The 23,218-nt window shown below is 69.2% G+C and carries 23 protein-coding genes; 19 read left to right on the top strand and 4 right to left on the bottom strand.

Annotation, left to right across the window (positions count from 1 at the left end):
• Window positions 1-78 precede the first annotated feature (78 nt).
• On the top strand, window positions 79-1,680 hold the full coding sequence (locus IG54_RS0114805; protein ID WP_030782866.1) for an ABC transporter substrate-binding protein: 1,602 nt from the start codon (window positions 79-81) through the stop codon (window positions 1,678-1,680).
• A gap of 58 nt (window positions 1,681-1,738) precedes the next feature.
• A complete protein-coding gene (locus IG54_RS0114810) occupies window positions 1,739-3,325 on the top strand; it encodes an ABC transporter substrate-binding protein (RefSeq protein ID WP_030782869.1) in 1,587 nt (528 codons plus the stop codon).
• Window positions 3,326-3,415: 90 nt separating this feature from the next.
• On the opposite strand, the gene IG54_RS0114815 is transcribed toward IG54_RS0114810, so the two are convergent.
• Both IG54_RS0114815 and IG54_RS0114820 read right to left on the bottom strand, forming a co-directional pair.
• Window positions 3,416-4,087, bottom strand: a complete 672-nt coding sequence (locus IG54_RS0114815) for a response regulator (protein ID WP_030782872.1) — start codon at window positions 4,085-4,087, stop codon at window positions 3,416-3,418.
• 14 nt (window positions 4,088-4,101) lie between these two features.
• The gene (locus IG54_RS0114820) at window positions 4,102-4,983 is read right to left on the bottom strand and encodes a RecB family exonuclease (RefSeq protein ID WP_030782875.1); all 882 of its coding nucleotides are present in this window, start codon (window positions 4,981-4,983) and stop codon (window positions 4,102-4,104) included.
• A 128-nt stretch (window positions 4,984-5,111) separates the two neighbouring features.
• Here IG54_RS0114820 and IG54_RS0114825 point away from each other — a divergent pair, with 128 nt between their 5' ends.
• From IG54_RS0114825 to IG54_RS0114835, 3 genes are all read left to right on the top strand, one after another.
• Complete coding sequence (locus IG54_RS0114825) at window positions 5,112-6,566, top strand: site-2 protease family protein (protein ID WP_030782877.1); 1,455 nt, start codon at window positions 5,112-5,114, stop codon at window positions 6,564-6,566.
• Window positions 6,567-6,703: 137 nt separating this feature from the next.
• Window positions 6,704-7,606: a tRNA (adenine-N1)-methyltransferase gene (locus IG54_RS0114830; protein WP_030782880.1), complete on the top strand. Its 903-nt coding sequence runs from the start codon at window positions 6,704-6,706 to the stop codon at window positions 7,604-7,606.
• A gap of 214 nt (window positions 7,607-7,820) precedes the next feature.
• Window positions 7,821-8,408 carry a hypothetical protein gene (locus tag IG54_RS0114835; RefSeq protein ID WP_030782883.1) on the top strand — a complete coding sequence of 196 codons (588 nt, stop codon included), beginning with the start codon at window positions 7,821-7,823 and terminating at the stop codon, window positions 8,406-8,408.
• Window positions 8,409-8,427: 19 nt separating this feature from the next.
• On the opposite strand, the gene IG54_RS0114840 is transcribed toward IG54_RS0114835, so the two are convergent.
• Complete coding sequence (locus tag IG54_RS0114840; RefSeq protein ID WP_030782886.1) at window positions 8,428-8,742, bottom strand: ferredoxin; 315 nt, start codon at window positions 8,740-8,742, stop codon at window positions 8,428-8,430.
• Between the two features lie 253 nt (window positions 8,743-8,995).
• Between IG54_RS0114840 and arc the strand changes: the two genes are divergently transcribed.
• The 6 genes from arc (at window position 8,996) to prcA (ending at window position 15,050) form a co-directional block, all read left to right on the top strand.
• Window positions 8,996-10,762 (top strand): proteasome ATPase, encoded by a 1,767-nt coding sequence (arc, locus tag IG54_RS0114845; protein ID WP_030782890.1) that lies wholly within the window; start codon window positions 8,996-8,998, stop codon window positions 10,760-10,762.
• 213 nt (window positions 10,763-10,975) lie between these two features.
• A complete protein-coding gene (dop, locus tag IG54_RS0114850; protein WP_420712254.1) occupies window positions 10,976-12,487 on the top strand; it encodes a depupylase/deamidase Dop in 1,512 nt (503 codons plus the stop codon).
• A gap of 124 nt (window positions 12,488-12,611) precedes the next feature.
• Complete coding sequence (locus tag IG54_RS0114855) at window positions 12,612-12,830, top strand: ubiquitin-like protein Pup (RefSeq protein WP_030782898.1); 219 nt, start codon at window positions 12,612-12,614, stop codon at window positions 12,828-12,830.
• Between the two features lie 3 nt (window positions 12,831-12,833).
• Window positions 12,834-13,427 (top strand): endonuclease VII domain-containing protein, encoded by a 594-nt coding sequence (locus tag IG54_RS40260; RefSeq protein WP_030783188.1) that lies wholly within the window; start codon window positions 12,834-12,836, stop codon window positions 13,425-13,427.
• Window positions 13,379-14,224, top strand: a complete 846-nt coding sequence (gene prcB, locus IG54_RS0114865; protein WP_030782902.1) for a proteasome subunit beta — start codon at window positions 13,379-13,381, stop codon at window positions 14,222-14,224. Before IG54_RS40260 ends, prcB begins: the two co-directional genes overlap by 49 nt.
• A 52-nt stretch (window positions 14,225-14,276) precedes the next feature.
• A complete protein-coding gene (gene prcA, locus IG54_RS0114870) occupies window positions 14,277-15,050 on the top strand; it encodes a proteasome subunit alpha (RefSeq protein WP_037897121.1) in 774 nt (257 codons plus the stop codon).
• 80 nt (window positions 15,051-15,130) lie between these two features.
• Here prcA and IG54_RS0114875 read toward each other — a convergent pair whose 3' ends face one another.
• Window positions 15,131-16,153, bottom strand: coding sequence for a LacI family DNA-binding transcriptional regulator (locus IG54_RS0114875; protein ID WP_030782908.1), 1,023 nt, complete (start codon window positions 16,151-16,153; stop codon window positions 15,131-15,133).
• A 143-nt stretch (window positions 16,154-16,296) separates the two neighbouring features.
• On the opposite strand from IG54_RS0114875, the gene IG54_RS0114880 reads away from it, so the two are divergent.
• The 8 genes from IG54_RS0114880 to IG54_RS0114915 all read left to right on the top strand — a co-directional run bounded on the left by IG54_RS0114880 (window position 16,297) and on the right by IG54_RS0114915 (window position 23,205).
• The gene (locus IG54_RS0114880; RefSeq protein ID WP_030782911.1) at window positions 16,297-17,556 is read left to right on the top strand and encodes an MFS transporter; all 1,260 of its coding nucleotides are present in this window, start codon (window positions 16,297-16,299) and stop codon (window positions 17,554-17,556) included.
• A gap of 9 nt (window positions 17,557-17,565) precedes the next feature.
• Window positions 17,566-18,927, top strand: a complete 1,362-nt coding sequence (gene pafA, locus IG54_RS0114885) for a Pup--protein ligase (protein ID WP_030782913.1) — start codon at window positions 17,566-17,568, stop codon at window positions 18,925-18,927.
• Between the two features lie 183 nt (window positions 18,928-19,110).
• The gene (locus IG54_RS0114890) at window positions 19,111-20,109 is read left to right on the top strand and encodes an FKBP-type peptidyl-prolyl cis-trans isomerase (RefSeq protein ID WP_030782916.1); all 999 of its coding nucleotides are present in this window, start codon (window positions 19,111-19,113) and stop codon (window positions 20,107-20,109) included.
• Window positions 20,110-20,190: 81 nt separating this feature from the next.
• Window positions 20,191-20,565, top strand: coding sequence for an FKBP-type peptidyl-prolyl cis-trans isomerase (locus tag IG54_RS0114895; RefSeq protein WP_030782920.1), 375 nt, complete (start codon window positions 20,191-20,193; stop codon window positions 20,563-20,565).
• A 134-nt stretch (window positions 20,566-20,699) separates the two neighbouring features.
• The gene (locus tag IG54_RS0114900; protein ID WP_030782923.1) at window positions 20,700-21,677 is read left to right on the top strand and encodes a helix-turn-helix transcriptional regulator; all 978 of its coding nucleotides are present in this window, start codon (window positions 20,700-20,702) and stop codon (window positions 21,675-21,677) included.
• Between the two features lie 17 nt (window positions 21,678-21,694).
• The gene (locus IG54_RS0114905; RefSeq protein ID WP_030782926.1) at window positions 21,695-22,726 is read left to right on the top strand and encodes a helix-turn-helix transcriptional regulator; all 1,032 of its coding nucleotides are present in this window, start codon (window positions 21,695-21,697) and stop codon (window positions 22,724-22,726) included.
• An 11-nt stretch (window positions 22,727-22,737) separates the two neighbouring features.
• Window positions 22,738-22,998 (top strand): hypothetical protein, encoded by a 261-nt coding sequence (locus IG54_RS0114910; protein WP_051819518.1) that lies wholly within the window; start codon window positions 22,738-22,740, stop codon window positions 22,996-22,998.
• 9 nt (window positions 22,999-23,007) lie between these two features.
• On the top strand, window positions 23,008-23,205 hold the full coding sequence (locus IG54_RS0114915) for a hypothetical protein (RefSeq protein ID WP_030782931.1): 198 nt from the start codon (window positions 23,008-23,010) through the stop codon (window positions 23,203-23,205).
• Window positions 23,206-23,218 lie beyond the last annotated feature (13 nt).

Here is a 23,218-nt window from a genome sequence, read left to right on the forward strand (position 1 = left end):
CCCCACCCCCGTGCCCCACCAACCCACACCCCGCGTTGCGGGATTCACGGGATCCAAGAGCTCTGGAGAACGTCGAGCATGAACCGCAAGACTTTGGTGCTGCCGGCCGTCATAGGCCTGCTCGCCCCCGCCCTCGCCGCATGCGGCGGGTCGGGCAGCGGCGACGGTGACGACGCGATCGCTGTCGGCACCACGGACGCGTTCGCCATCTCGAAGGAGGTCCCGGCGCCCTTCGACCCGGCGTACGCCTACGACGCCGGATCCTGGAACCTGCTGCGCCAGACCGTACAGACGCTGATGGCCCTGCCCCGCGGCGGCGGCGACCCCCAGCCGGAGGCCGCCGAGAGCTGCGGCTTCACCGACACGGGCAACGAACGCTACGCCTGCACCCTGCGCAAGGGCCTGACGTTCTCCGACGGCAAGCCGCTCACCGCCGCCGATGTGAAGTTCTCCATCGAGCGGGTCCGCGACATCAAGATCAAGGACCCCAGCGGCTCGGACGGTCTCGTCGCGAACGTGGAGGAGATCGAGACCCAGGGCAGCCGAGGCGTCGTCTTCCACCTCAAGACTCCCGACGCCACGTTCCCGTACAAGCTGGCCACCCCCACCGCCGGCATCATCAGCAAGGACCACTACAGCAAGAACAAGCTCCGCGACGGCTTCGAGATCTCCGGATCCGGGCCGTACACCGCCGAGCACGAGGTCGACGGCGACCGCCTGGTCAAGACGGTGTTCACCAAGAACCCCAAGTACAAGGGCGAGTTCACCCCGCACAGCGACAAGGTGGAGCTGCGCAACTTCGCCGACGCCGAGTCCATGGGCAAGGCCCTCGACGACGGCGACATCGACCTGATGACGCGCACCATGTCGCCCGAGCAGGTCGAGAAGCTCAACTCGGACAAGAAGATCGACCTGGTCGAGATGCAGGGTCTGGAGATCCGCTACCTCGCCTTCAACACCGACGCCCCGAAGGTCAAGAGCAAGGCCGTCCGCCAGGCCATGGCGCAGGTCGTCGACCGCGGCGCGCTGGCCTCCGCGGTGTACAACTCCACGGCCGAGCCGCTGTACTCACTGGTGCCCTCCACCATCACGGGCCACGCCAACTCGTTCTTCAACAAGTACGGCAACCCGAGCCCGGCCAAGGCCCGCTCGCTGCTCAACAAGGCGAACATCACCACCCCGGTGAAGCTCACGCTGCACTACACCACCGACCACTACGGCTCGGCCACGAAGAAGGAGTTCGAGCTGCTGCGAAAGCAGCTGAACGCCTCCGGGCTCTTCGACGTCTCGATCAAGGGCACGCCCTGGAGCACGTTCCGCGCGGCCGAGCGCGACGGCGAGTACGACGTGTACGGCATGGGCTGGTTCCCCGACTTCCCCGACGCCGACAACTTCCTCGCGCCCTTCCTCGACAAGGACAACTTCCTCGGCTCGCCGTATGTCAACCGCGACATCAACGACCAGCTGATCCCCACCTCGCGCCGCGAGGCCGACCGGCTGGCCGCGTCCAAGAGCATCCGCAAGATCCAGGCCATCGTGGCCGAGGACGTCCCGGTGCTCCCGCTGTGGCAGGGCAAGCAGTACATCGCCGCGCGCGACGACATCACGGGCGTCGAGTGGGCCCTCAACTCCTCCTCGAACCTCCAGCTGTGGGAACTCGGCCGCGGCGTGAGCGGCTGATTCCCCCCTCCCACAGGCCCCAGTCCCACCGAATGACCACAACACCAAAGGCACGTACGTGAAATGTCGTAACCAGTGGCTGGCCCTTCCCCTCACGGGAGGGCTCGCCGCCGCCCTGCTGACCGGCTGCGGATCGGAGTCGGGCGGAGCGGGCGAGACGGGCGACGCGGTCGTGGTGGGGATGTCCGACGACGTCCTCGCCACCGACCCGGCATCCGGCTACGACCCCGGGTCGTGGCTCCTGTTCAACAACGTCTTCCAGTCCCTCATGAGCTTCCCCAAGGGCGCCACGGAACCCGAGCCGGAGGCCGCCAAGAGCTGCGGCTTCACGGACATGGAGGCGAAGGTCTTCAAGTGCGAGCTGCGTGACGGGCTGAAGTTCAGCAACGGCAACGCCCTCACCTCGAAGGACGTCAAGTTCTCCTTCGACCGCATGCGGAAGATCAAGGACGACACCGGCCCGGCGATCATGTTCCCGATGCTCGACAGCGTCCGGACCCCGAACGCCAAGACCGTCGTCTTCCGGCTCAAGTACCCCGACGCGACCTTCCCCAGCAAGATCGCCTCGGGCGCGGGTTCGATCGTGGACCACCGCGAGTACGACATGAACAAGCTGCGCGAGGACGGCCAGGCGGTCGGCTCCGGCCCGTACAAGCTCGACTCCTTCGACAAGGAGCAGGCGGACTTCTCCGTCAACTCCTCCTACAAGGGCACGGCCAAGGTCAAGAACGAGGGCGTCTCCCTCAAGTTCTTCAACGGCGACCAGAAGGGCCTGAAGAAGGCGCTCCTGGACAACGAGATCGACCTGGCCTACCGAGGCCTCGCCGCGGCCGACATCGCGGACATCGAGCAGGACACCTCCGAGGCCGGCAAGGACGTCGACATCGTCGAGGGCACCAGCGCCGAGGTCCAGCACCTGGTCTTCAACATGAAGGACCCGGTGGCCGGCAAGCTCGGCGTGCGCAAGGCCATCGCCTACCTCCTCGACCGGGACGCCCTGGTCCAGGAGGTCTACAACGACACCGCGTCGCCGCTGTACTCGATCGTCCCGGCGGGCATCGGCGGCCACAACACCGCGTTCTTCGACACCTACGGCGCCCGCCCGCAGCGCGCGAAGGCCGCCTCGGCGCTGCGCTCCGCCGGAGTCGACGGCAAGGTCAAGCTCACGCTCTGGTCGACGCCCTCGCGCTACGGCCCGGCCACCGACCAGGAGCTGAACGCCATAGCCAAGCAGCTCAACGCCTCCGGTCTCTTCGACGCCGACGTGAAGTCCGTGGAGTTCGAGCAGTACGAGAAGGACATCGCCGCCGGCAAGTACGGCGTCTACGTGAAGGGCTGGGTCCCGGACTACCCGGACCCCGACAACTTCACGCAGCCCTTCTTCGGCAAGGGCAACGTCCTCGGCAACCACTTCGAGAACAGTGAGATCACCGGGAAGATCATCCCCGGTACGGCGACCGAGAGCGACCGCGCCAAGACCGACAAGCAGTACTCCGAACTCCAGGACATCGTGGCCGATCAGCTGCCGATCCTGCCGGTCTGGCAGGCCAAGCAGTACGCGGTCGTCCGCGACAACGTCTACGGCCTCGAATCCTGCCTGGACGCCTCGACCGTCTTCCGCTTCTGGGAGATCAGCAAGGGCTGACCGCGGGTGACCGTGAACGACGACGGTGGCCGTCCCCTCCGAGGGGGCGGCCACCGTCGTCGTTCACGCCTCGGAACCAACCACCGGGGGCTACTGCGCGCCGGGACGCACCAGTCCGCTCTCGTACGCGTACACGGCCGCCTGCACGCGATCGCGCAGGCCCAACTTCGTGAGCACATGGCCGACATGGGTCTTCACCGTCGTCTCGCTCACGAAGAGGTCCGCCGCGATCTCCGCGTTCGACAGGCCGCGGGCCACCAGCTTCAGGACCTCGACCTCGCGGTCGGTGAGCGTGTGCAGGGTGTCCGGCACCGGCTCATCGCCGGACGGAAGGTGCGCGGAGTACTTGTCGAGCAGACGGCGCGTGATGCTCGGCGCGAGCATCGCCTCACCCGCGGCGACCACGCGGATCGCCTGCACCAGCTCGTTCGCCGGAGCGTCTTTGAGGAGGAAGCCGCTGGCACCGGCGCGCAGCGCCTCCACCACGTACTCGTCCAGGTCGAAGGTGGTGAGCACGAGGACCTTCGCCGGACCGTCGCGGCCGGGCCCGGTGATCTGCCGCGTCGCCTCCACGCCGTCCATCCGCGGCATACGGATGTCCATCAGCACCACATCGGGCTGGAGCGCCCGCACCTGATCGAGAGCTTGCAGGCCGTCTCCGGCCTCGCCGACGACCGCGATGTCCTGCTCGGCCTCCAGAATCATCCGGAACCCGGTGCGCAACAGCGGCTGGTCATCGACCAGTAGGACGCGGATGGCCACGTAACTCTCCTTAGCTAGCCCGGCCCCATTCTGCCCTGCGCGCCCTCGGCGGACCCGGGCGCCCTCACCGGAAGCGGATACGGCGGGGGAGTCCCGCCGAACTCCGGACATACCGCCTGGTGGTCGCACCAGCCGCACAGCTTCGTCGGCCGGGGCCGCCACTCGCCCGTCGCCGTCGCCAGCTCGATCGCCTCCCAGAGCGCGAGCAGCTTGCGCTCCACCCGCTCCAGATCCGCCACCACCGGGTCGTACGTGATCACGTCACCGCTGCCCAGATACACCAGCTGGAGACGGCGCGGAACCACGCCCTTCAGCCGCCACACCACCAGGGCGTAGAACTTCATCTGGAACAGCGCGCCCTCCGCGTACTCCGGACGCGGGGCCTTGCCCGTCTTGTAGTCGACGATGCGGACGTCCCCCGAAGGGGCGACGTCGACGCGGTCGATGATGCCGCGCAGCTTCAAGCCCGACGCCAGCTCGGCCTGCACGAACAGCTCGCGCTCGGCGGGCTCCAGGCGCGTCGGGTCCTCCAGGGTGAACCAGCGCTCGACGAGCTTCTCCGCGTCCGACAGCCAGCGCGCCATGCGCTCGCCCTCCGGGTCGTCGGCGAACAGCTCGGTCAGCTCCGGCCTGCTCTCGCGCAGCCGGTCCCACTGGCCGGGGATGAGCGACTTGGCGCGCGGCGCCGTGCGCTCGCTTGCGGGCGCGTCGAAGAGACGCTCCAGGACGGCGTGCACCAGCGTGCCTCTCGTGGCGGCCTCGCTCGGCTTCTCGGGCAGCTTGTCGATCACCCGGAACCGGTAGAGCAAGGGGCACTGCATGAAGTCGCCCGCGCGTGAGGGCGACAGGGATGCCGGGCGCACGGCCGCCGCGGCACCTTCGGTGCTGGTTTCCATGAGGACAGACCCTACGACCCGCCACTGACAACCGACGCATACCATCGACGGCAGACCCTCTCGCCCTGCATGATCGTGAAGGCATCGCGCCGTACCGGGGCGAGGGACGCTTCGAACGAGGGGACATCGTGGACGAGAGCGGCGAGAGCGGCAGGCCGCGGTCCGACGGCGCCGAGGGCACGCGCCCCCGGGGCACGGCCGGCTCCTCCGAGCAGCCTGCGCCCGCGGAGGACACACCCGAGAAGGCGACGCGCCCCCCGCGGGACGAGCCGGACCGGCCCGCGCCCGCAGACCGCCCGGACCCGACGGGCCCCCACCCTCAGCCCCCCACCGGGCCGGCCCCCACCACCCCGGCCCCCGCAGAGCGCGAGCGAGCCCCGTACGGGCCGGGGGAGCGGAAGAAGGCGCAAGTCCCGCCCAAGGCCCGCAAGGGCCCCGGCGGCGGCCTCCTCATGGGCAGGCCCTTCGGCGTGCCCGTCTACGTCGCACCCAGCTGGTTCCTCGTCGCCGCCCTCATCACCTGGGTCTTCGGCGACCAGCTCGACCGCGTCCTGCCCGAGCTGGGCGGCGTCCGCTACCTCGTATCACTCTTCTTCGCCGTCGCCTTCTACGCCTCCGTACTGGTCCACGAACTGGCCCACACCGTCGCCGCCCTGCGCTTCAAGCTCCCCGTGCGCCGCATCCAGCTCCAGTTCTTCGGCGGGGTCTCCGAGATCGAGAAGGAATCCGAGACGCCAGGACGGGAATTCGTCCTCGCCTTCGTCGGCCCACTCCTGTCACTCGTCCTCGCCGGGATCTTCTACGCCGGCATGCGCGCCGTCGAGCCCGGCACCGTCCCCGGCGTCCTGCTCGCCGGACTGATGATCTCCAACCTCATCGTCGCCGCCTTCAACCTCCTGCCCGGCCTGCCCCTGGACGGCGGCCGCATGCTGCGCGCCGTCGTCTGGAAGATCACCGGCAAGCCCATGAGCGGTACCGTCGCCGCCGCCTGGGTCGGCCGCGCCCTCGCCATCTCCGTACTGATCGGACTGCCGCTCCTCAACCAGTCCGGCGCCCTCGGCGGCGAAACCCAGGACATCGGCGGCATGGACACCGTCACCGACGCCCTGCTCGCCGCCATCCTGGCCGCGATCATCTGGACCGGCGCCGGGAACAGCCTGCGCATGGCCCGCCTGCGCGAACACCTGCCCGAGCTGCGCGCCCGCACCCTGACCCGCCGCGCCGTCCCCGTCGAATCCGACACCCCCCTCTCCGAGGCGCTGCGCCGGGCCAACGACGCCGGGGCGCGCGCCCTCGTGGTCGTCGACCCCGACGGCGACCCGATGGCGGTCGTCCGCGAGGCGGCCATCGTCTCCGTGCCCCAGCACCGCCGCCCCTGGGTCACGGTCAGCGGCCTCGCCCAGGACATCACCGAAGGCATGCGGGTCTCCGCGGAACTCTCCGGAGAGGAACTCCTCGACACCCTGCGGGCCACCCCCGCCACGGAGTACCTCGTCGTCGAGGACTCCGGAGAGATCTACGGCGTCCTGTCCGCCGCCGACGTGGAACGCGCCTTCGTCAAGGCGATGGCCCGGCCTTCCTGAGCGCCGCCCGCCGACCGACCGGGAACAAACTTCACCCCCATCCGACGCACAGCTCGCATCGGTCCCGCGAGCCAAGCACCCCGGCGACCCACCGGACCGTGGTCCAAGGGCCCCGCCGCGGCCGGTAGGCTGGTCACATGTCCGAACCGACCGGTGCCGCCCGCCGTCGCGGGCCCTTCAAGGTCGGGGACCAGGTCCAGCTCACCGACCCCAAGGGACGCCACTACACGTTCACGCTCGAAGCCGGGAAGAATTTCCACACCCACAAGGGTTCCTTCCCCCACGACGAGCTGATCGGCGCTCCCGAGGGCAGTGTTGTCCGAACCACGGGAAACGTCGCCTACCTGGCGCTGCGCCCCCTGCTCCCCGACTACGTCCTGTCCATGCCCCGCGGCGCCGCCGTGGTCTACCCCAAGGACGCGGGGCAGATCCTGGCCTTCGCCGACATCTTCCCCGGCGCACGCGTCGTCGAGGCGGGCGTGGGCTCCGGCTCGCTCAGCAGCTTCCTGCTGCGCGCCATCGGCGACCAGGGAATGCTGCACTCCTACGAGCGCCGCGAGGACTTCGCGGAGATCGCCCAGCAGAACGTGGAGCGCTACTTCGGCGGCCCCCACCCCGCCTGGCAGCTCACCGTCGGCGACCTCCAGGACAATCTCAGCGACACCGAGGTCGACCGCGTCATCCTCGACATGCTCGCCCCCTGGGAGTGCCTGGAGGCCGTCTCCAAGGCGCTCGTCCCCGGCGGCATCCTCTGCTGCTACGTGGCGACCACCACCCAGCTCGCCAGGACCGTCGAGTCCATCCGCGAGATCGGCGGCTTCAACGAGCCGACCGCCTGGGAATCGATGATCCGCAACTGGCACATCGAGGGCCTGGCCGTCCGCCCCGACCACCGCATGATCGGGCACACCGGATTCCTGCTCACCGCCCGCCGCCTCGCGGACGGCGTGGAGCCCCCCATGCGCCGTCGCCGCCCCGCCAAGGGCGCCTACGGCGAGGACTACGCCGGACCCAACGCCGACGGCGGCGCCCCGCGCTGACCCGCGCGGCAGGCCCCGTCCAATGAGCAGGCGCCGCCGCGGAGTTCCCCGACCGACCGGGGAACTCCGCGGCGGCGCCGTTTCGTTGGCAGGACACCAGCCGCGTACCAAAAGTTCTACGAGTACCCCCGGACCCCGGTGTTCCACCTCACTGTGACGTATGGCACGATGCTGGCCATCCCACCGGCACAGCCCTCACAGGAGACACTTCCTCGTGCAGCACCCCGCCGTCCCGGACCTGGCTCACACCACTACCCGCCCCGTCCACTGGCTGGCCACCGCCGCCGCGCTGGCCGCCGTCGTCGCGGGCTCCGCCTTCCTCCAGCCCGACCCCGCGACCGCCGCCCAGTCCGGGCCCGAGGCGCACACCAGGGCAGCGGCGGGCGCCCCCGCACCGGCCCCCGCCCCCGACCCCGCCTCCGTGGACTTCCCCCTCGACTGCGGCCCCGTGAAGTCCGCCGTGAAGAAGAAGGCCACCGGCGACCTCGACGGGGACGGCAGGGCCGAGACCGTCGCCGTCGTGCACTGCCGGGCCGGCTCGGGCACCCCACCCGACGGGGTCTACGTGATCACCCGCCCCAAGGCGGGCAAGCCCCGCGTGGTCGCCACCCTCGTCGACCCGAAGGACCGGACGAACGTGACGGACCTCGCCGTGCGTGAGGGAGCGATCACCGCGACCCTCCTCGGCTACTCCTCGCTGGACGTCCCCCGCTGCTGCCCCGACCGCAAGGACGCGGCCAAGTGGCAATGGAAGGACGGCGCGTTCGCGCGGACGGCCCCCGCCGAGGCGCACAGCGTGTGACGCGACGGCAGGATACGGATCACTCCGCGTCGGGCCCGTACACCTCGACCCTGTCCGAAACCCGCCGCACGTGGATGCAGTCGCCCGGACACTCCTTCGCGGAGTCCGCGACGTCCCGCAGCAGCGGCAGCGGCACGGGCGTCGTGGCCCCCGGGGCCTGGAGCAACTCGTCGTCGCCGCTCTTCACATAGGCCAGACCATCGATGTCCAGCTCGAAGACCTCGGGCGCGTACTGCGCGCAGATGCCGTCTCCGGTACAGAGGTCCTGGTCGATCCAGACCTCCAGCAGATCATGGCCCTCACTGCCGGTCTCGGCGTCGTGCCGCACGGTCATCTCTCCTGCCGGTCGCTGCGTCGAGCCGACCGGTGTGGAGTAAGTCGGGCCAGCTCTGACGGGTGTTGAACACTTCGACGATACAACCGCCCGCTTTCCGATGTTGTTGGGTGGGTATTCACCTGGCGTGAGGGGAAAGCGCAAGGGTGAAGATCGGACACACCCCCTCGTCTTTGTGATCTAGGGGTTTCAATCGACACCCACCCAGGTAGGGTCTGGAAGCGTCCAGCTCCCCTTGGAGGAGGTGAGGACCGTGGCAGCCCACGACGACGACATCAACCGCGGCATCCGGCCGGGACGAGGGTCTGAAGACCCTGCCGGTCAGGTTGCCTATCTCGAGCAGGAAATCGCCGTCCTGCGACGCAAGCTCGCCGACTCTCCGCGGCATACGAGGATTCTCGAAGAGCGGATCGTCGAGCTACAGACCAACCTGGCCGGCGTGTCCGCGCAGAACGAGCGGCTCGCCAACACACTCCGCGAGGCCCGCGACCAGATCGTGGCCCTCAAGGAGGAAGTCGACCGGCTCGCACAGCCACCGGCCGGCTTCGGAGTCTTCCTCGTGGCGAACGAGGACGGCACGGCGGACATCTTCACCGGCGGCCGCAAGCTCCGGGTGAACGTCAGCCCCAGCGTGGAGCTGGAAGAGCTGAAGCGCGGCCAAGAAGTAATGCTCAACGAAGCGCTCAACGTGGTCGAGGCCATGGAGTACGAGAGCGTCGGCGACATCGTCACCCTCAAGGAGATCCTCGAGGACGGCGACCGAGCACTAGTGGTCGGGCACACCGACGAAGAACGGGTGGTACGGCTCGCCGAACCACTCCTCGACGTCACCATCCGCCCCGGCGACGCCCTCCTGCTCGAACCCCGCTCCGGCTACGTCTACGAGGTCGTACCGAAGAGCGAGGTCGAGGAACTCGTCCTCGAAGAAGTCCCCGACATCAGCTACGAGAAGATCGGCGGCCTCGGCGGCCAGATCGAGATGATCCGGGACGCCGTCGAGCTTCCGTACCTCTACCCCGACCTCTTCAAGGAGCACGAACTGCGGCCGCCCAAGGGCGTACTGCTGTACGGGCCCCCCGGCTGCGGCAAGACACTGATCGCCAAAGCCGTCGCCAACTCCCTTGCCAAGAAGGTCGCCGAGGTCACCGGACAGCCCGCGGGGAAGAGCTACTTCCTCAACATCAAGGGCCCGGAACTGCTCAACAAGTACGTCGGCGAGACCGAGCGCCACATCCGCCTGGTCTTCCAGCGTGCCCGCGAGAAGGCGAGCGAGGGCACCCCCGTCATCGTCTTCTTCGACGAGATGGAATCCCTCTTCCGCACCCGCGGATCCGGTGTCAGCTCGGACGTGGAGAACACCATCGTCCCCCAGCTGCTCGCCGAGATCGACGGCGTGGAAGGCCTGGAGAACGTCATCGTCATCGGCGCCTCCAACCGCGAGGACATGATCGACCCCGCGATCCTGCGCCCCGGACGACTCGACGTGAAGATCAAGATCGAGCGCCCGGACGCCGAGGCGGCGAAGGACATCTTCGCCAAGTACCTCACCGAACGGCTACCCCTGCACGCCGACGACCTGGCCGAGCACAGCGCGGACCGACGCACCACGGTCCAGGGCATGATCCAGTCCGTCGTCGAGCAGATGTACGCCGAGTCCGAGGAGAACCGCTTCCTCGAAGTGACGTACGCCAACGGCGACAAGGAAGTCCTCTACTTCAAGGACTTCAACTCCGGCGCCATGATCGAGAACATCGTGGGCCGCGCCAAGAAGATGGCCATCAAGGCCTTCCTCGAAGCGAACCAGAAGGGCATCAGGGTCTCCCACCTCCTCCAGGCTTGCATCGACGAGTTCAAGGAGAACGAGGACCTGCCCAACACCACCAACCCGGACGACTGGGCCCGGATCTCCGGCAAGAAGGGCGAGCGGATCGTATACATCCGCACCCTCGTCACCGGAAAGCAGGGCGCGGACACCGGACGCTCCATCGACACGGTGGCCAACACCGGTCAGTACCTGTAGAACACAGGACGGCTGCGGGTGTCCTTCACGGGTACCCGCAGCCGTCTGCTTTTCAATGAAGACAATGATCTCCCCACCAGCGCAAAGGCGTTCTAGGCTCTTCGGTACCGCCGAGTCGCGCAGTGCGGGGACGGGCACCGCACACGCACCGGAGAACCAGCGGTACTTGAGCGCCGTTCCCGAAGGGGAGCGCCGCCGGGCAAGGAGGGCCGCATGACCGTACGGCGAGTAATGGGCATCGAGACGGAGTACGGCATCTCCGTCCCCGGCCACCCGAACGCCAATGCCATGCTCACCTCGTCCCAGATCGTCAACGCCTATGCCGCGGCGATGCACCGGGCGCGACGCGCCCGCTGGGACTTCGAGGAGGAGAACCCGCTGCGGGACGCGCGGGGATTCGACCTCGCCCGCGAGGCCGCCGACTCCAGCCAGCTGACCGACGAGGACATCGGCCTCGCCAACGTCATCCTCACCAACGGCGCACGGCTCTACGTCGACCACGCGCACCCCGAATACAGCTCACCGGAGATCACCAACCCCCTGGACGCCGTCCTGTGGGACAAGGCCGGCGAGCGCATCATGGCCGAGGCCGCGGACCGCGCGGCGCAGCTCCCCGGGGCCCAGCCGATCCACCTGTACAAGAACAACACCGACAACAAGGGCGCCTCGTACGGCACGCACGAGAACTACCTGATGAAGCGGGAGACCCCCTTCTCGGACATCGTGCGCCACCTCACGCCCTTCTTCGTCTCCCGCCAGGTCGTCACCGGCGCGGGCCGCGTCGGCATCGGCCAGGACGGCCACGAACACGGCTTCCAGCTCAGCCAGCGCGCGGACTACTTCGAGGTCGAGGTGGGCCTGGAGACGACCCTGAAGCGGCCGATCATCAACACCCGGGACGAGCCGCACTCGGACGCGGAGAAGTACCGCAGGCTGCACGTCATCATCGGCGACGCGAACCTCTCGGAGATCTCCACCTATCTGAAGCTCGGCACGACCTCGCTCGTTCTCGCCATGATCGAGGACGGCTTCATCGCCGTGGATCTCGCCGTGGACCAGCCCGTGCGCACGCTGCACCAGGTCTCCCACGATCCGACGCTCCAGCATTTGGTCACTCTCCGTAGCGGTCGATCACTGACGGCCGTCCAGCTCCAGATGGAGTACTTCGAGCTGGCCCGCAAGTACGTCGAGGAGCGTTACGGCTCCGACGCCGACGAGCAGACCAAGGACGTCCTCGCCCGCTGGGAGGACGTGCTCGGCCGCCTGGAGAGCGACCCGATGAGCCTCTCCGGAGAACTCGACTGGGTCGCCAAGCGGGAGCTGATGGAGGGCTACCGCCGCCGCGACAGCCTCGACTGGGACGCCGCGCGGCTCCACCTGGTCGACCTCCAGTACGCCGACGTACGGGCCGAGAAGGGGCTGTACAACCGCCTGGTGGCGCGGGGCAAGATGAAGCGGCTCCTGGACGAGGCGGACGTGGAGCGTGCCACCGCCAAGCCTCCCGAGGACACCCGGGCGTACTTCCGCGGCCGCTGCCTGGAGCAGTACGCGGACGACGTGGCCGCGGCCTCCTGGGACTCGGTCATCTTCGACCTCCCGGGCCGTGACTCTCTGCAACGAGTGCCGACCCTGGAGCCCCTGCGCGGCACCAGGAACCACGTCAAGGAACTCCTGGACCGCTGCCGCTCGGCAGAGGAACTGGTTCGGGTGCTCTCCGGCGGCTGAAAGGTCACCGGCGGGGGAATCACAGAGGTGGGTCCCGCACGTTGAACGAAGTGCGGGGCCGATGCCGGACCCGGCTTGTAGGGTCTGATCAAGAACGTCTAACCGAGCGAGCGGGGTGAGGTAGATGGCGACCAAGGACACCGGCGGCGGGCAGCAGAAGGCGACGCGTTCCACCGAGGAGACCGAGGAGCAGGCGCAGGACGCGCAGGCTTCGGAGGACCTCAAGGAGCGTCAGGAGAAGCTGAGCGACGATGTGGACTCCGTTCTGGACGAGATCGACGATGTCTTGGAGGAAAATGCCGAGGACTTTGTCCGGAGTTTCGTGCAAAAGGGCGGACAGTGACGAATGTCCGAATTGGGCATCGGCAAGAAGTGCTCGACTTGTCAGCAGACTCTTCCTGCCGGCGCCTTCGCGGCGAACAGGTCGCGGCCTGATGGCTTGCAGACCAGTTGCCGCGAATGTGCAGCCGAGTACTACAAGCGTCGCCAAGAAGCTCGCGGCAAGTCGGTTCGCGAGAAGGTAGCCGTTCCCGAGGGACACAAGCTCTGCCGCACCTGCGACGAGATCAAGCCTCATGCTGAGTGGCACCGGAATGCGACCGCCTCGGATGGCCTGTCGACGCGCTGCAAGGCGTGCCGGGCCATCCAGGGGCGGGAGGGGCACCTGAAGCGCCAGTACGGCATGACCGAAGCCGAGCGCGATGAGATGATCGCCTCCCAGAAGGGGCTCTGCGTGATCTGTCTCAGTGCCCCCGCAGCCCATGTGGATCACTGCCACGAGACGGGTAAGGTCCGTGGCGTACTGTGCTTCAACTGCAATTCGGCCATCGGCAAGTTGGGAGACGATCCCGACACTGTTCGTCGGGCTGCCGCCTACCTGGAGGGAACCTCGTGGAAGCCAACACTCGTAGCACCGGGCGTCTACCAGCTGCCTTCCTGACGCCTGGCTCGTCGTCCTTCATGGACTTCCTGTCCGAGCATCAGCCCGAGATCCTGCCGGGCAACCGCCAACTGCCGCCCACGCAGGGCGTGATCGAGGCCCCGCACGGCACGACCATCGTGGCCGTGACGTTCCCCGGCGGCGTGGTGCTCGCCGGTGACCGGCGGGCGACGATGGGGAACGTCATCGCGCAGCGGGACATCGAGAAGGTCTTCCCCGCCGACGAGTACTCGGCGGTGGGCATCGCCGGTACGGCCGGTCTGGCCGTGGAGATGGTGAAGCTCTTCCAGCTGGAGCTTGAGCACTTCGAGAAGGTCGAGGGTGCCACGCTCTCCCTGGAGGGCAAGGCGAACCGTCTGTCCACGATGATCCGCAGCAACCTCGGCATGGCCATGCAGGGCCTCGCCGTGGTGCCGCTGTTCGCGGGCTATGACGTGGACCGCGAGAAGGGCCGTATTTTCTCGTACGACGTCACGGGCGGCCGCTCCGAGGAGCACGGGTTCGCGGCGACCGGCTCCGGTTCGGTCTTCGCGCGGGGTGCGATGAAGAAGCTGTACCACGACGCTCTGACCGAGGAGCAGGCGACGACGCTGGTGGTCCAGGCGCTGTACGACGCCGCGGACGACGACTCGGCGACGGGTGGGCCCGATGTGGCGCGCCGGATCTATCCCATCGTCACTGTCATCTCCGACGAGGGGTTCCGGCGGCTGACGGACGAGGAATCGTCTGTGATCGCGCGTTCGATCCTGGAGAAGCGGCTGGAGCAGCCGGACGGCCCGCGTGCCGCGCTGCTCTGATCGCTCCGCATTCGCCGCTGACTGAAGTTCTTGACAGAAAGGGACGGATCCGGTGTCGACGCCGTTCTATGTATCACCCCAGCAGCAGATGGCCGACCGGGCGGAATACGCTCGCAAGGGCATCGCGCGCGGCCGCAGTCTGGTCGTATTGCAGTATGCCGACGGCATCGTGTTCGTCGGCGAGAACCCGTCCCGTGCGCTGCACAAGTTCAGCGAGATCTATGACCGGATCGGTTTCGCGGCCGCCGGCAAGTACAACGAGTACGAGAATCTCCGTATCGGCGGTGTCCGTTACGCGGACCTCCGCGGTTACACCTATGACCGTGACGACGTGACGGCCCGCGGCCTGGCGAACGTGTACGCGCAGACGCTGGGCACGATCTTCTCCAGTGCGGCCGAGAAGCCGTACGAGGTGGAGCTGGTGGTCGCCGAGGTGGGGGCCACGCGCGAGGGTGATCAGATCTACCGCCTTCCGCATGATGGATCGATCGTCGACGAGCACGGTTCGCTTGCCGTCGGTGGCAATGCGGAGCAGATCAGCACCTATCTCGATCAGCACCACAACGACAACATGACGCTCGCGGAGGCTCTCAAGCTGGCCGTGCGTGCGCTCTCCCGCGACACGAATGGCTCTGAGCGGGAGATCCCCGCCGAGCGCCTGGAGGTGGCGGTGCTGGACCGGACGCGGCCGCAGCAGCGGAAGTTCAAGCGGATCGTGGGCCGTCAGCTGTCGCGGCTGCTCGATGAGGGCGGCGCGACGGACGCGGCCAGTGACACGGACGAGGACAGCGGCCCCGCGCCGCGGTCCGGCGGTGACGTCGAGTAGTCCGCAGCGCGGTGTGCGCCCCGTGTCCCGGCCGGTCGGCCGGGGCGCGGGGCGTTCGCGTGCGCGGGGGGCGGGGCGTCCTAGCGGGCGGGGCCCGTCGAGTCGCGGACGGCGAGTTCGACGGGGAGCGGGGCCGCATCGGGGGTCCGGCCCTCGACGACGGCGACCAGGGCTTCCATGCCGCGCTCGCCGAAGCGCTCGGCGGGCAGGCGCACCGTGGTCAGCTCCGGTTCGACGGCGGTCGCGAGGGTCAGGTCGTCGAAGCCGGTCACCGAGAGGTCTTCGGGGACGCGCAGTCCGAGTCGTCGCGCGGCCTTGCAGACCCCTGCCGCGAGGAAGTCGTCGTCACAGATGACCGCTGTGGGGCGGGGGCCGGGAGCGGCCAGGGCGGCTTCTGCGGCGGTGCGGGCGGCGGCGACGGTCAGGGGGGCGGTGATGCGGTGTACGGCCGTGTCCGTGCCGTGCAGGGCCGCGGCGAGGGCGTCGGCGCGTACGTCGAAGGTCCAGGAGTCGACGGCCGCCGCGAGGTGCAGGAAGCGGCGGTGGCCGAGGGCGAGCAGATGTTCCGTCACTTGGCGCATGCCGTCGGCCAGGTCGAGGTTGACGGTGGCGGCGCCCAGGCTGCGGGCGGGGTCGCTGTCGAGCATGACGAGGGGCAGGTCGTCGCCCCGGATGGTGGCGAGGACTTGTGAGGCCATGGAGGAGGCGAGGACGCCGTCCAGGGACGCGCGTGCCGAGTCGAAGGGGTCGCGGGCGGGGCCGGGGCCCTCGGGGGAGGGGTAGAGGAGGACGCCGAAGCCGTGTCGGGCGGCGACGCGGGCGGCTCCGGTGTGGACGTGCGCGAAGAACTCGTTGGTGAGGGCGGGGACGACGAGGAGTGCCGTCCTTGTCCTGCCGAGGCGCAGGTTGCGGGCGGCGAGGTTGGGGCGGTAGCCGAGCTGTCGGGCGGCGGTGCGTACGCGCTCGGCTGTGGGCTCGGCGACCCTGCCTCGCCATTTGTCGCCGAGGACGAGGGAGACGGTGGCCTGGGAGACGCCGGCGGCGCGTGCGACGTCGCGGCTCGTGGGGCGTGGGGTCCCGGCTTCGTGCTGTGGCCCGGCCACTGTTGCCTCCCTGGTGGTGCCCGCGGGGCGGGGTGGGATCGCGGTGCCCCACGTGGACAGCTGACAGCGCTCATGGTACGTATGACTCCGGAAGTTATACGTAAAACCCCGGCCGTGGTGGTGCGGGGGAGGGGCGGTAGTGCATGGCTGCGGGATACGCGGAGATACTCCGGACGCGGTACGCGACCCGGCTGCTGGCCGGAACGCTGGTGGGCCGGCTGCCCAACGCCACGGCCGCGATCGCCATCGTGCTGTTCATCCGGGCCGAGGGCGGCACCTACAGCCTGGCGGGCGCGCTCGCCGCGGTGTACGGCGTGGCCAACGCGGTGGGGCAGCCGCTGCTCGGACGCCTCGTCGATCTGCACGGCCAGCCGCGCGTGCAGCTGCCCGCGGCCCTGCTCTCCGCGCTCGCCATGGCGGCCTTCGCCTTCACCGGGCCCGACCGGCTGGCCCTCGCCTACGTCACGGTGGGAGCCGCCGGCCTGTTCACGCCGCCGCTGGAGGGCGGCCTGCGGGCGCTGTGGCCGAGCGTGCTCGGCAAGGAGGAGCAGGTGCACGCGGCGTACGCCATGGACGCCGTCGCCCAGGAAGTGATGTTCACCGTCGGGCCGTTGCTCGTCACGGGCTGCGTGGCCCTCTGGTCGGAGCAGGCCGCGCTGCTCGTCGTGAACGCGGTCGGCGTGCTGGGCGCGCTCTCCGTAGTGGTGTCCCAGCCCTCACGCGCGTGGCGCTCGGCACCGAGGGAGGCGCACTGGCTCGGAGCCCTGCGCTCGCCCGGTCTCCTCGCGCTCCTCGGCGCGTTCCTCTTCATCGGTATGGCGCTCGGCTCGATCACCGTGGCCGGTGTGTCGTACGCGGACGGGCACGGCGGTGACGCGGTGTACGGCTGGCTGATGGCGGCGCTCGGGCTCGGCGCGCTGGCCGGCGGATCCGTGTACGGGGCGCGGCGGTGGCGCGGTGTGCCGGAGCGGCGGCTGACGGTCCTGGTGGCTCTGCTGGCGGTCTGTTACGTGCCGTTGACGCTGGTGCCGGGCGCGCTCGCGATGACGGCGCTGACCGCTCTCGCGGGGGTCTTCCTCGCGCCGGCGCTGGCTTGTGCGTTCATCATCGTGGACCGGCACGCGCCGCGCGGCACGGTCACCGAGGCGTTCTCCTGGCTCGTGACGACGTTCACGGTCGGGGCCTCGCTCGGTACCGCCGCCACCGGGCCCGTCGTCGAGTGGGGCGGGACGGTGTGGGGGTTCGCCGTGCCGGGAGTGGCGGGAGCGGCAGCGCTGGTGGTTTTGCTGGCGACGGCGCGGGTATTGGTGCCGGTCCATGAATCGGGGGTTGTTGCGGGTTCATCGGAAAATGATCGAAACGGGGTCGTCGAACCCGGTTTCAGTGCAGGGCATCAGGCGTAATGTTCAGTCATGGACCGCCGCATTTTCGGGCTGGAGAACGAGTACGGCGTCACGTGCACGTTCAGGGGACAGCGCCGCCTGTCGCCTGACGAGGTGGCGCGCTACCTCTTCCGCCGTGTTGTGTCATGGGGCCGCAGCAGCAACGTCTTTCTGCGGAACGGCGCCCGCCTCTATCTTGACGTGGGGTCACATCCGGAATACGCCACACCCGAATGTGACAACGTGACCGAGCTGGTCACCCACGACAAAGCAGGCGAGCGCATTCTGGAAGGCCTGCTCGTCGACGCCGAACGCCGCCTGCACGAGGAGGGAATCGCGGGCGACGTCTATCTCTTCAAGAACAACACCGACTCGGCGGGAAACTCCTACGGCTGCCACGAGAACTACCTGGTGGCCCGTCATGGAGAGTTCTCGCGGCTCGCGGACATCCTCATCCCGTTCCTGGTCACCCGGCAGCTGCTGTGCGGCGCCGGCAAGGTGCTCCAGACTCCGCGCGGCGCCGTGTACTGCGTCAGTCAGCGCGCCGAGCACATCTGGGAAGGGGTGTCGTCCGCGACCACCCGCTCCCGGCCGATCATCAACACCCGCGACGAGCCGCACGCGGACGCCGAGCGCTACCGCAGGCTCCACGTCATCGTCGGCGACTCGAACATGTCCGAGACGACCATGCTCCTCAAGGTCGGCGCCACCGACCTCGTGCTGCGCATGATCGAGGCGGGCACGGTCATGCGTGACCTCACCCTGGAGAACCCGATCCGGGCCATCCGCGAGGTGAGCCACGACATCACGGGCCGCCGCAAGGTGCGCCTGGCCAGTGGCCGCGAGGCCTCCGCCCTCGAAGTGCAGCGCGAGTACTACGAGAAGGCGGTGGACTTCGTCGACCGCCGCGGCATCCGCACCGGCACGGTCGAGCAGGTGCTCGAACTGTGGGGCCGCACGCTGGACGCGATCGAGTCCGAGGACCTCGACCGCATCGGCACCGAGATCGACTGGGTCATGAAGTACAAGCTCATCGAGCGCTACCGCGCGAAGAACAACATGACCATGTCGCACCCCCGGGTCGCCCAGATAGACCTGGCGTACCACGACATCCACCGCCGTCGCGGCCTCTACTACCTCCTGGAGAGGAAGGGCCAAGCCGCCCGTATCTGCAACGACTTGAAGATCTTCGAGGGCAAGTCGGTGCCCCCGCAGACCACCAGGGCGCGGCTGCGCGGCGACTTCATCCGGCGCGCGCAGGAGCAGCGCCGGGACTTCACGGTCGACTGGGTGCACCTGAAGCTCAATGACCAGGCTCAGCGCACCGTGTTGTGCAAGGACCCCTTCCGGTCGGTGGACGACCGGGTGGAGAAGCTCATCGCGGGCATGTGACCGGACGCCGGCATGTGACCGGACGAACGGGAATGTGACTGGATGACAATGTGGCCCGGGTGAAACCGGTGGCGTTGTGGGAACGCAACGCGGGCGTCGTACGTTCCTCGTGCGGCGCCCTTCTCACGCCGTAGAGTTGCGCGCACTCCAACCCACAAGATCGACCGATACGAGGCCCCCACCGTGCGCCGACGCTCACTCCTCCTTGCTGTCCCGGCCGGCCTGCTCACGCTGGCAGGCTGCGGTGACGACAAGGCCGACAAGGCCAAGACCAAGCCCAGCGACAGCCCCGCCAACTCCCCCTCGGCCGCGCCGACGGCGAAGATCGTGGCCGGGCCGCTGCCCGAGATCACCAAGGGCGACAAGTTCGGCCAGAAGCCGACCGTCGCCAAGGGCCCCGGCAAGGCGTCCTCCGACCTCGCGGTCAAGACCCTGATCGAGGGCAAGGGCAAGGAGGTCGTCAAGGGCGACTATCTCCAGGCCAACTACCTCGGCCAGATCTGGGCGACGGCCAAGGTCTTCGACAACTCCTACGACCGCGGCAACCCCACGGTCTTCCCGATCGGCGTCGGCCGGGTCATCCCGGGCTGGGACCAGGCGCTGGTCGGCAAGAAGCTCGGCAGCCGCGTGGAGCTGGCCATCCCCCCGAAGATGGGGTACGGCGAGGAGGGCAACAAGCAGGCGGGCATCAAGGGCTCGGACACGCTGGTGTTCGTGGTCGACCTCGTGGGCACCTTCAACGCCAAGAGTTCGGCGAAGGGCAAGGAGATCGCGCAGTCCAACAAGGACCTGCCCAAGGTCGGCACCAACACCGACGGCAAGGCCCCCTCGATCGACCTTCCGAAGACCGACGCGCCGGACAAGCTCGTCTCCTCGTACATCCTGGAGGGCGACGGCGACGTGATCAAGGAGACCGACAGCGTCCTGTGCCAGTACAAGGGTGTGCAGTGGGCGGACGGCAAGGAGTTCGACTCCTCGTACAAGGGCGGCCAGCTCGCCCAGTTCCAGCTCGCGCAGGTCGTCAAGGGCTGGGGTCAGGGCCTGACCGGCAAGAAGGTCGGCAGCCGCGTCCTCATCGTCATCCCGCCGAAGCTGGGCTACGGTGACCAGCCGCCCCAGGGCAGCTCCATCAAGAAGGGCGCCACGCTCGTCTTCAGCGTGGACATCCTCGCCAAGGGCTGAGCCCCGGTCCTCCCCAAGGGGTGAGTCCCGGGGGATGTAAGACTGTCCGTGCTGACTTTCCGTATCAAGCAGGAGCATTTCGTGAGCATTGAGAAGCCCGAGGTCGACTTCCCGGGTGGCGAGCCGCCGGCCGAGCTGAAGATCAGGGACATCTGGGAGGGCGAAGGGGCGGTCGCCAAGGCGGGCGACTTCGTCAAGGTCCACTACGTGGGCGTCGCCTTCAGCACGGGCGAGGAGTTCGACGCGAGCTGGAACCGCGGCAACCCGCTGGAGTTCCAGCTGGGCGCCGGCCAGGTCATCTCCGGCTGGGACCAGGGCGTGCAGGGCATGAAGGTGGGCGGTCGGCGCGAGCTGATCATCCCCGCGCACCTCGCGTACGGCGACCGCGGCGCCGGTGGCGGCCGCATCGCCCCGGGCGAGACGCTGATCTTCGTCTGCGACCTGGTCTCCGTCTGAGGACGTCTGTGACCTGATCCTTTCGCCGAGGGTCCATGCCTGTCCGGCATGGGCCCTCGGCTTTTGCCCGGACACCCCGGGGCGGTACGGTCATCGGTCGGAAGCACAATCTGAACAGCCGAGAAAGGGCGTCGATGGCCATTGCCAAGGCCGAGCGGCTGATGAATCTGGCGCTGTGCCTGCTCGGGACCCGGCGGCCGCTCAGCAAGCGCGAGCTGCGCGATTCCATCGAGGCGTACGTCGAGGCCTCCGGGCCGGGGGGCAGGGCGGCGGGGTCCGAGGACTCCTTCAACCGGATGTTCGAGCGCGACAAGGACGATCTGCGCGAGCTGGGTCTGGTCATCGAGACCGTGGAGAACCTCGACGGCGAGGTCGGCTACCTCGCCCGGCGCGACAGCAACCGCCTGCCGCCCATCACCATCGACGCCGAGGAGGCCGCCGCCCTCGGCCTCGCCGCCAAGGTCTGGCAGCAGGCCCGCCTCGCCGGGGCCGCCAGCGGCGCCCTACAGAAGCTGCGCGCCGCGGGCCTGCCCGAGGACGCCGATCCCTACGGCGCGCACAGCGCCCTGGAGCCCCGCATCCCCGCGCACGAGGCGTCCTTCGAGCCGCTGATGCTGGCCTGCCGCGACCGCCGCCCGGTCGTCTTCGACTACCGCAAGGCCACCGCCGCACGGCCCGAGCAGCGCCATGTCGAGCCCTGGGCGCTGGAGTGCTGGCGCGGCCACTGGTACCTCGCGGGCTGGGACCGCGACCGGGGCGCCGAGCGGGTCTTCCGCCTCTCGCGGATCACCGGCAAGGTCCGCGCCCGCGCGGGCAAGTACACCGCCGACGTCCCGGACGTCGTCACGGTGCGGGAGACCGTCGCGAGCTGGGCGGGGGAGAGCGCCGACCGCACGGCCCGGATCAAGCTGCGCGGGGGAGCCGGCTATCCGCTGCGGGCCAAGGCCGGCAGCGTGCGGGAACTGGGCGACGGCTGGGACGAGTTGGAGATTCCCTACGGTCACGGGCTGGATGCCTGGCTGGTGGAGTTCGGGCCCGACGTGGTGGTCCTGGAGCCCGCCGAGCTGCGGGCCGACGTCGTGGACCGGCTGCGTGCCGTGGCCAAGGGCTGAGGGGGACGGGAAAAGCAATGGCCTCGAACGCCATCGACCAGACGCGGCGGATGCTGTCGCTGGTGACCTATCTGCGCGAGCGCCCCGGCGCCCACGTCGAGGACGTCGCCCGTGCCTTCGGCATCACCCCGGACGAGCTGATCTCCGACCTCGACGTGCTGCCGCTGTGCGGCACCAGCTTCCGCGGCGGTGATCTGCTCGACATCGACACCGACGGCGACCGCATCTGGTGGCACAACCCGGACGACGTGGCGGCCCCGCTGCGGCTCGCCGCCGACGAGGCGACCGCCCTGCTCGTGGCGGCCCGCGCGGTGGCCACCCTGCCCGGCCTGCGCGAGAGCGACCGCCTCGCGCTGCTGCGCGCCACCGCCAAGCTGGAGACGGCGGCGGGCGAGGCGGCGGGCGCCAGTGCCCGGCTCTCGGTGACCTTCGAGTCCGAGGGCGGCGTCTTCGCCGACGTCGACCGGGCGATCTCCGAGCGCCGCAGGCTCTGGATCCGCTACTACTCACCCGCCCGCGACGAGGTCACCGAGCGCGAGATCGACCCGATCCGCCTGGTGAGCGTCGGACACACGTACGTAGAGGCATGGTGTCGCCGCTCCGAGGCGCGGCGCACCTTCCGGCTCGACCGCGTCGCCGAGATCAAGATCCTCGACGAGCCGTCCGCGCCGCCCGAGGTCGAGCTGCGCGACCTCTCCGAAGGCCTCGTCCAGCCCGCCGCCGAGGACCCGGAGGTCGTCGTCGAGGTCGGCCCCGGCGGCCGCTGGGTCGCCGAGTACTACCCCCACGACAGCGCGGACGAGCTGCCCGACGGCGGCCTGCGGATCACGCTGCGCACCCCCGAGCCCGCCTCGCTGCGCCGTCTCGCGCTGCGGCTCGGCAGGGACGGCCGGATCGTCTCCCCGGCGCAGCTCGCCGACAGTGCGCGCCAGGCGGCCCGCGAGGCGCTCGCGGCCTACGACCAGGACGGCGACCAGGACGGCGGCGAGCCGTACGACCAGCCGTACGGCGAACCCCAGGCCTACGACCGGCAGGAGCAAGGGCGTTGAGCACACCGACCATGTCCGGACTGCCGGGAGTGCCGGCGCAGCCGAGGCCCGCCCCCGTCCTGTTCACGGCCGCCTGCCCCGACTGCCGTGCCCGCTTCGAGCTGTCCGCGGGTGCGCTGCGCCTGGCGATCGGCGCCAGTCCCCGCACCACCTTCTACTCCTTCACCTGCCCGGAGTGCGAGGTCGCGGTGCGCAAGCCGGCGGGCGAGCGCATCGTCGAACTCCTCACCGGCGGCGGGGTGCGGACGCTGCGTCTGCACTCGACCGTCTAGGCTCGGCGCATGTTCTGGGCGATGCTCGCGATCGCGGCGGGCTTCTTGGGCCTCGCCGTCCTCGGCGTAATGGCGATCAAGGTTTTCGTGGAGGCGCAGCGCCTCGGCCGTCAAGTGAGCGAGACCACACGGCAGATCAACCAGGCGGCCGAGGACCTGGAGAAGGCCGCGGCCGACGTGGCCCGTGCCGGACGCGAGGCGGTTTAGCCCCCGCGCCCCC

Origin of the sequence: Streptomyces sp. NRRL S-920, assembly GCF_000717945.1 — a bacterium.
GTDB classification, from domain to species: Bacteria; Actinomycetota; Actinomycetes; order Streptomycetales; family Streptomycetaceae; genus Streptomyces; species Streptomyces alboniger.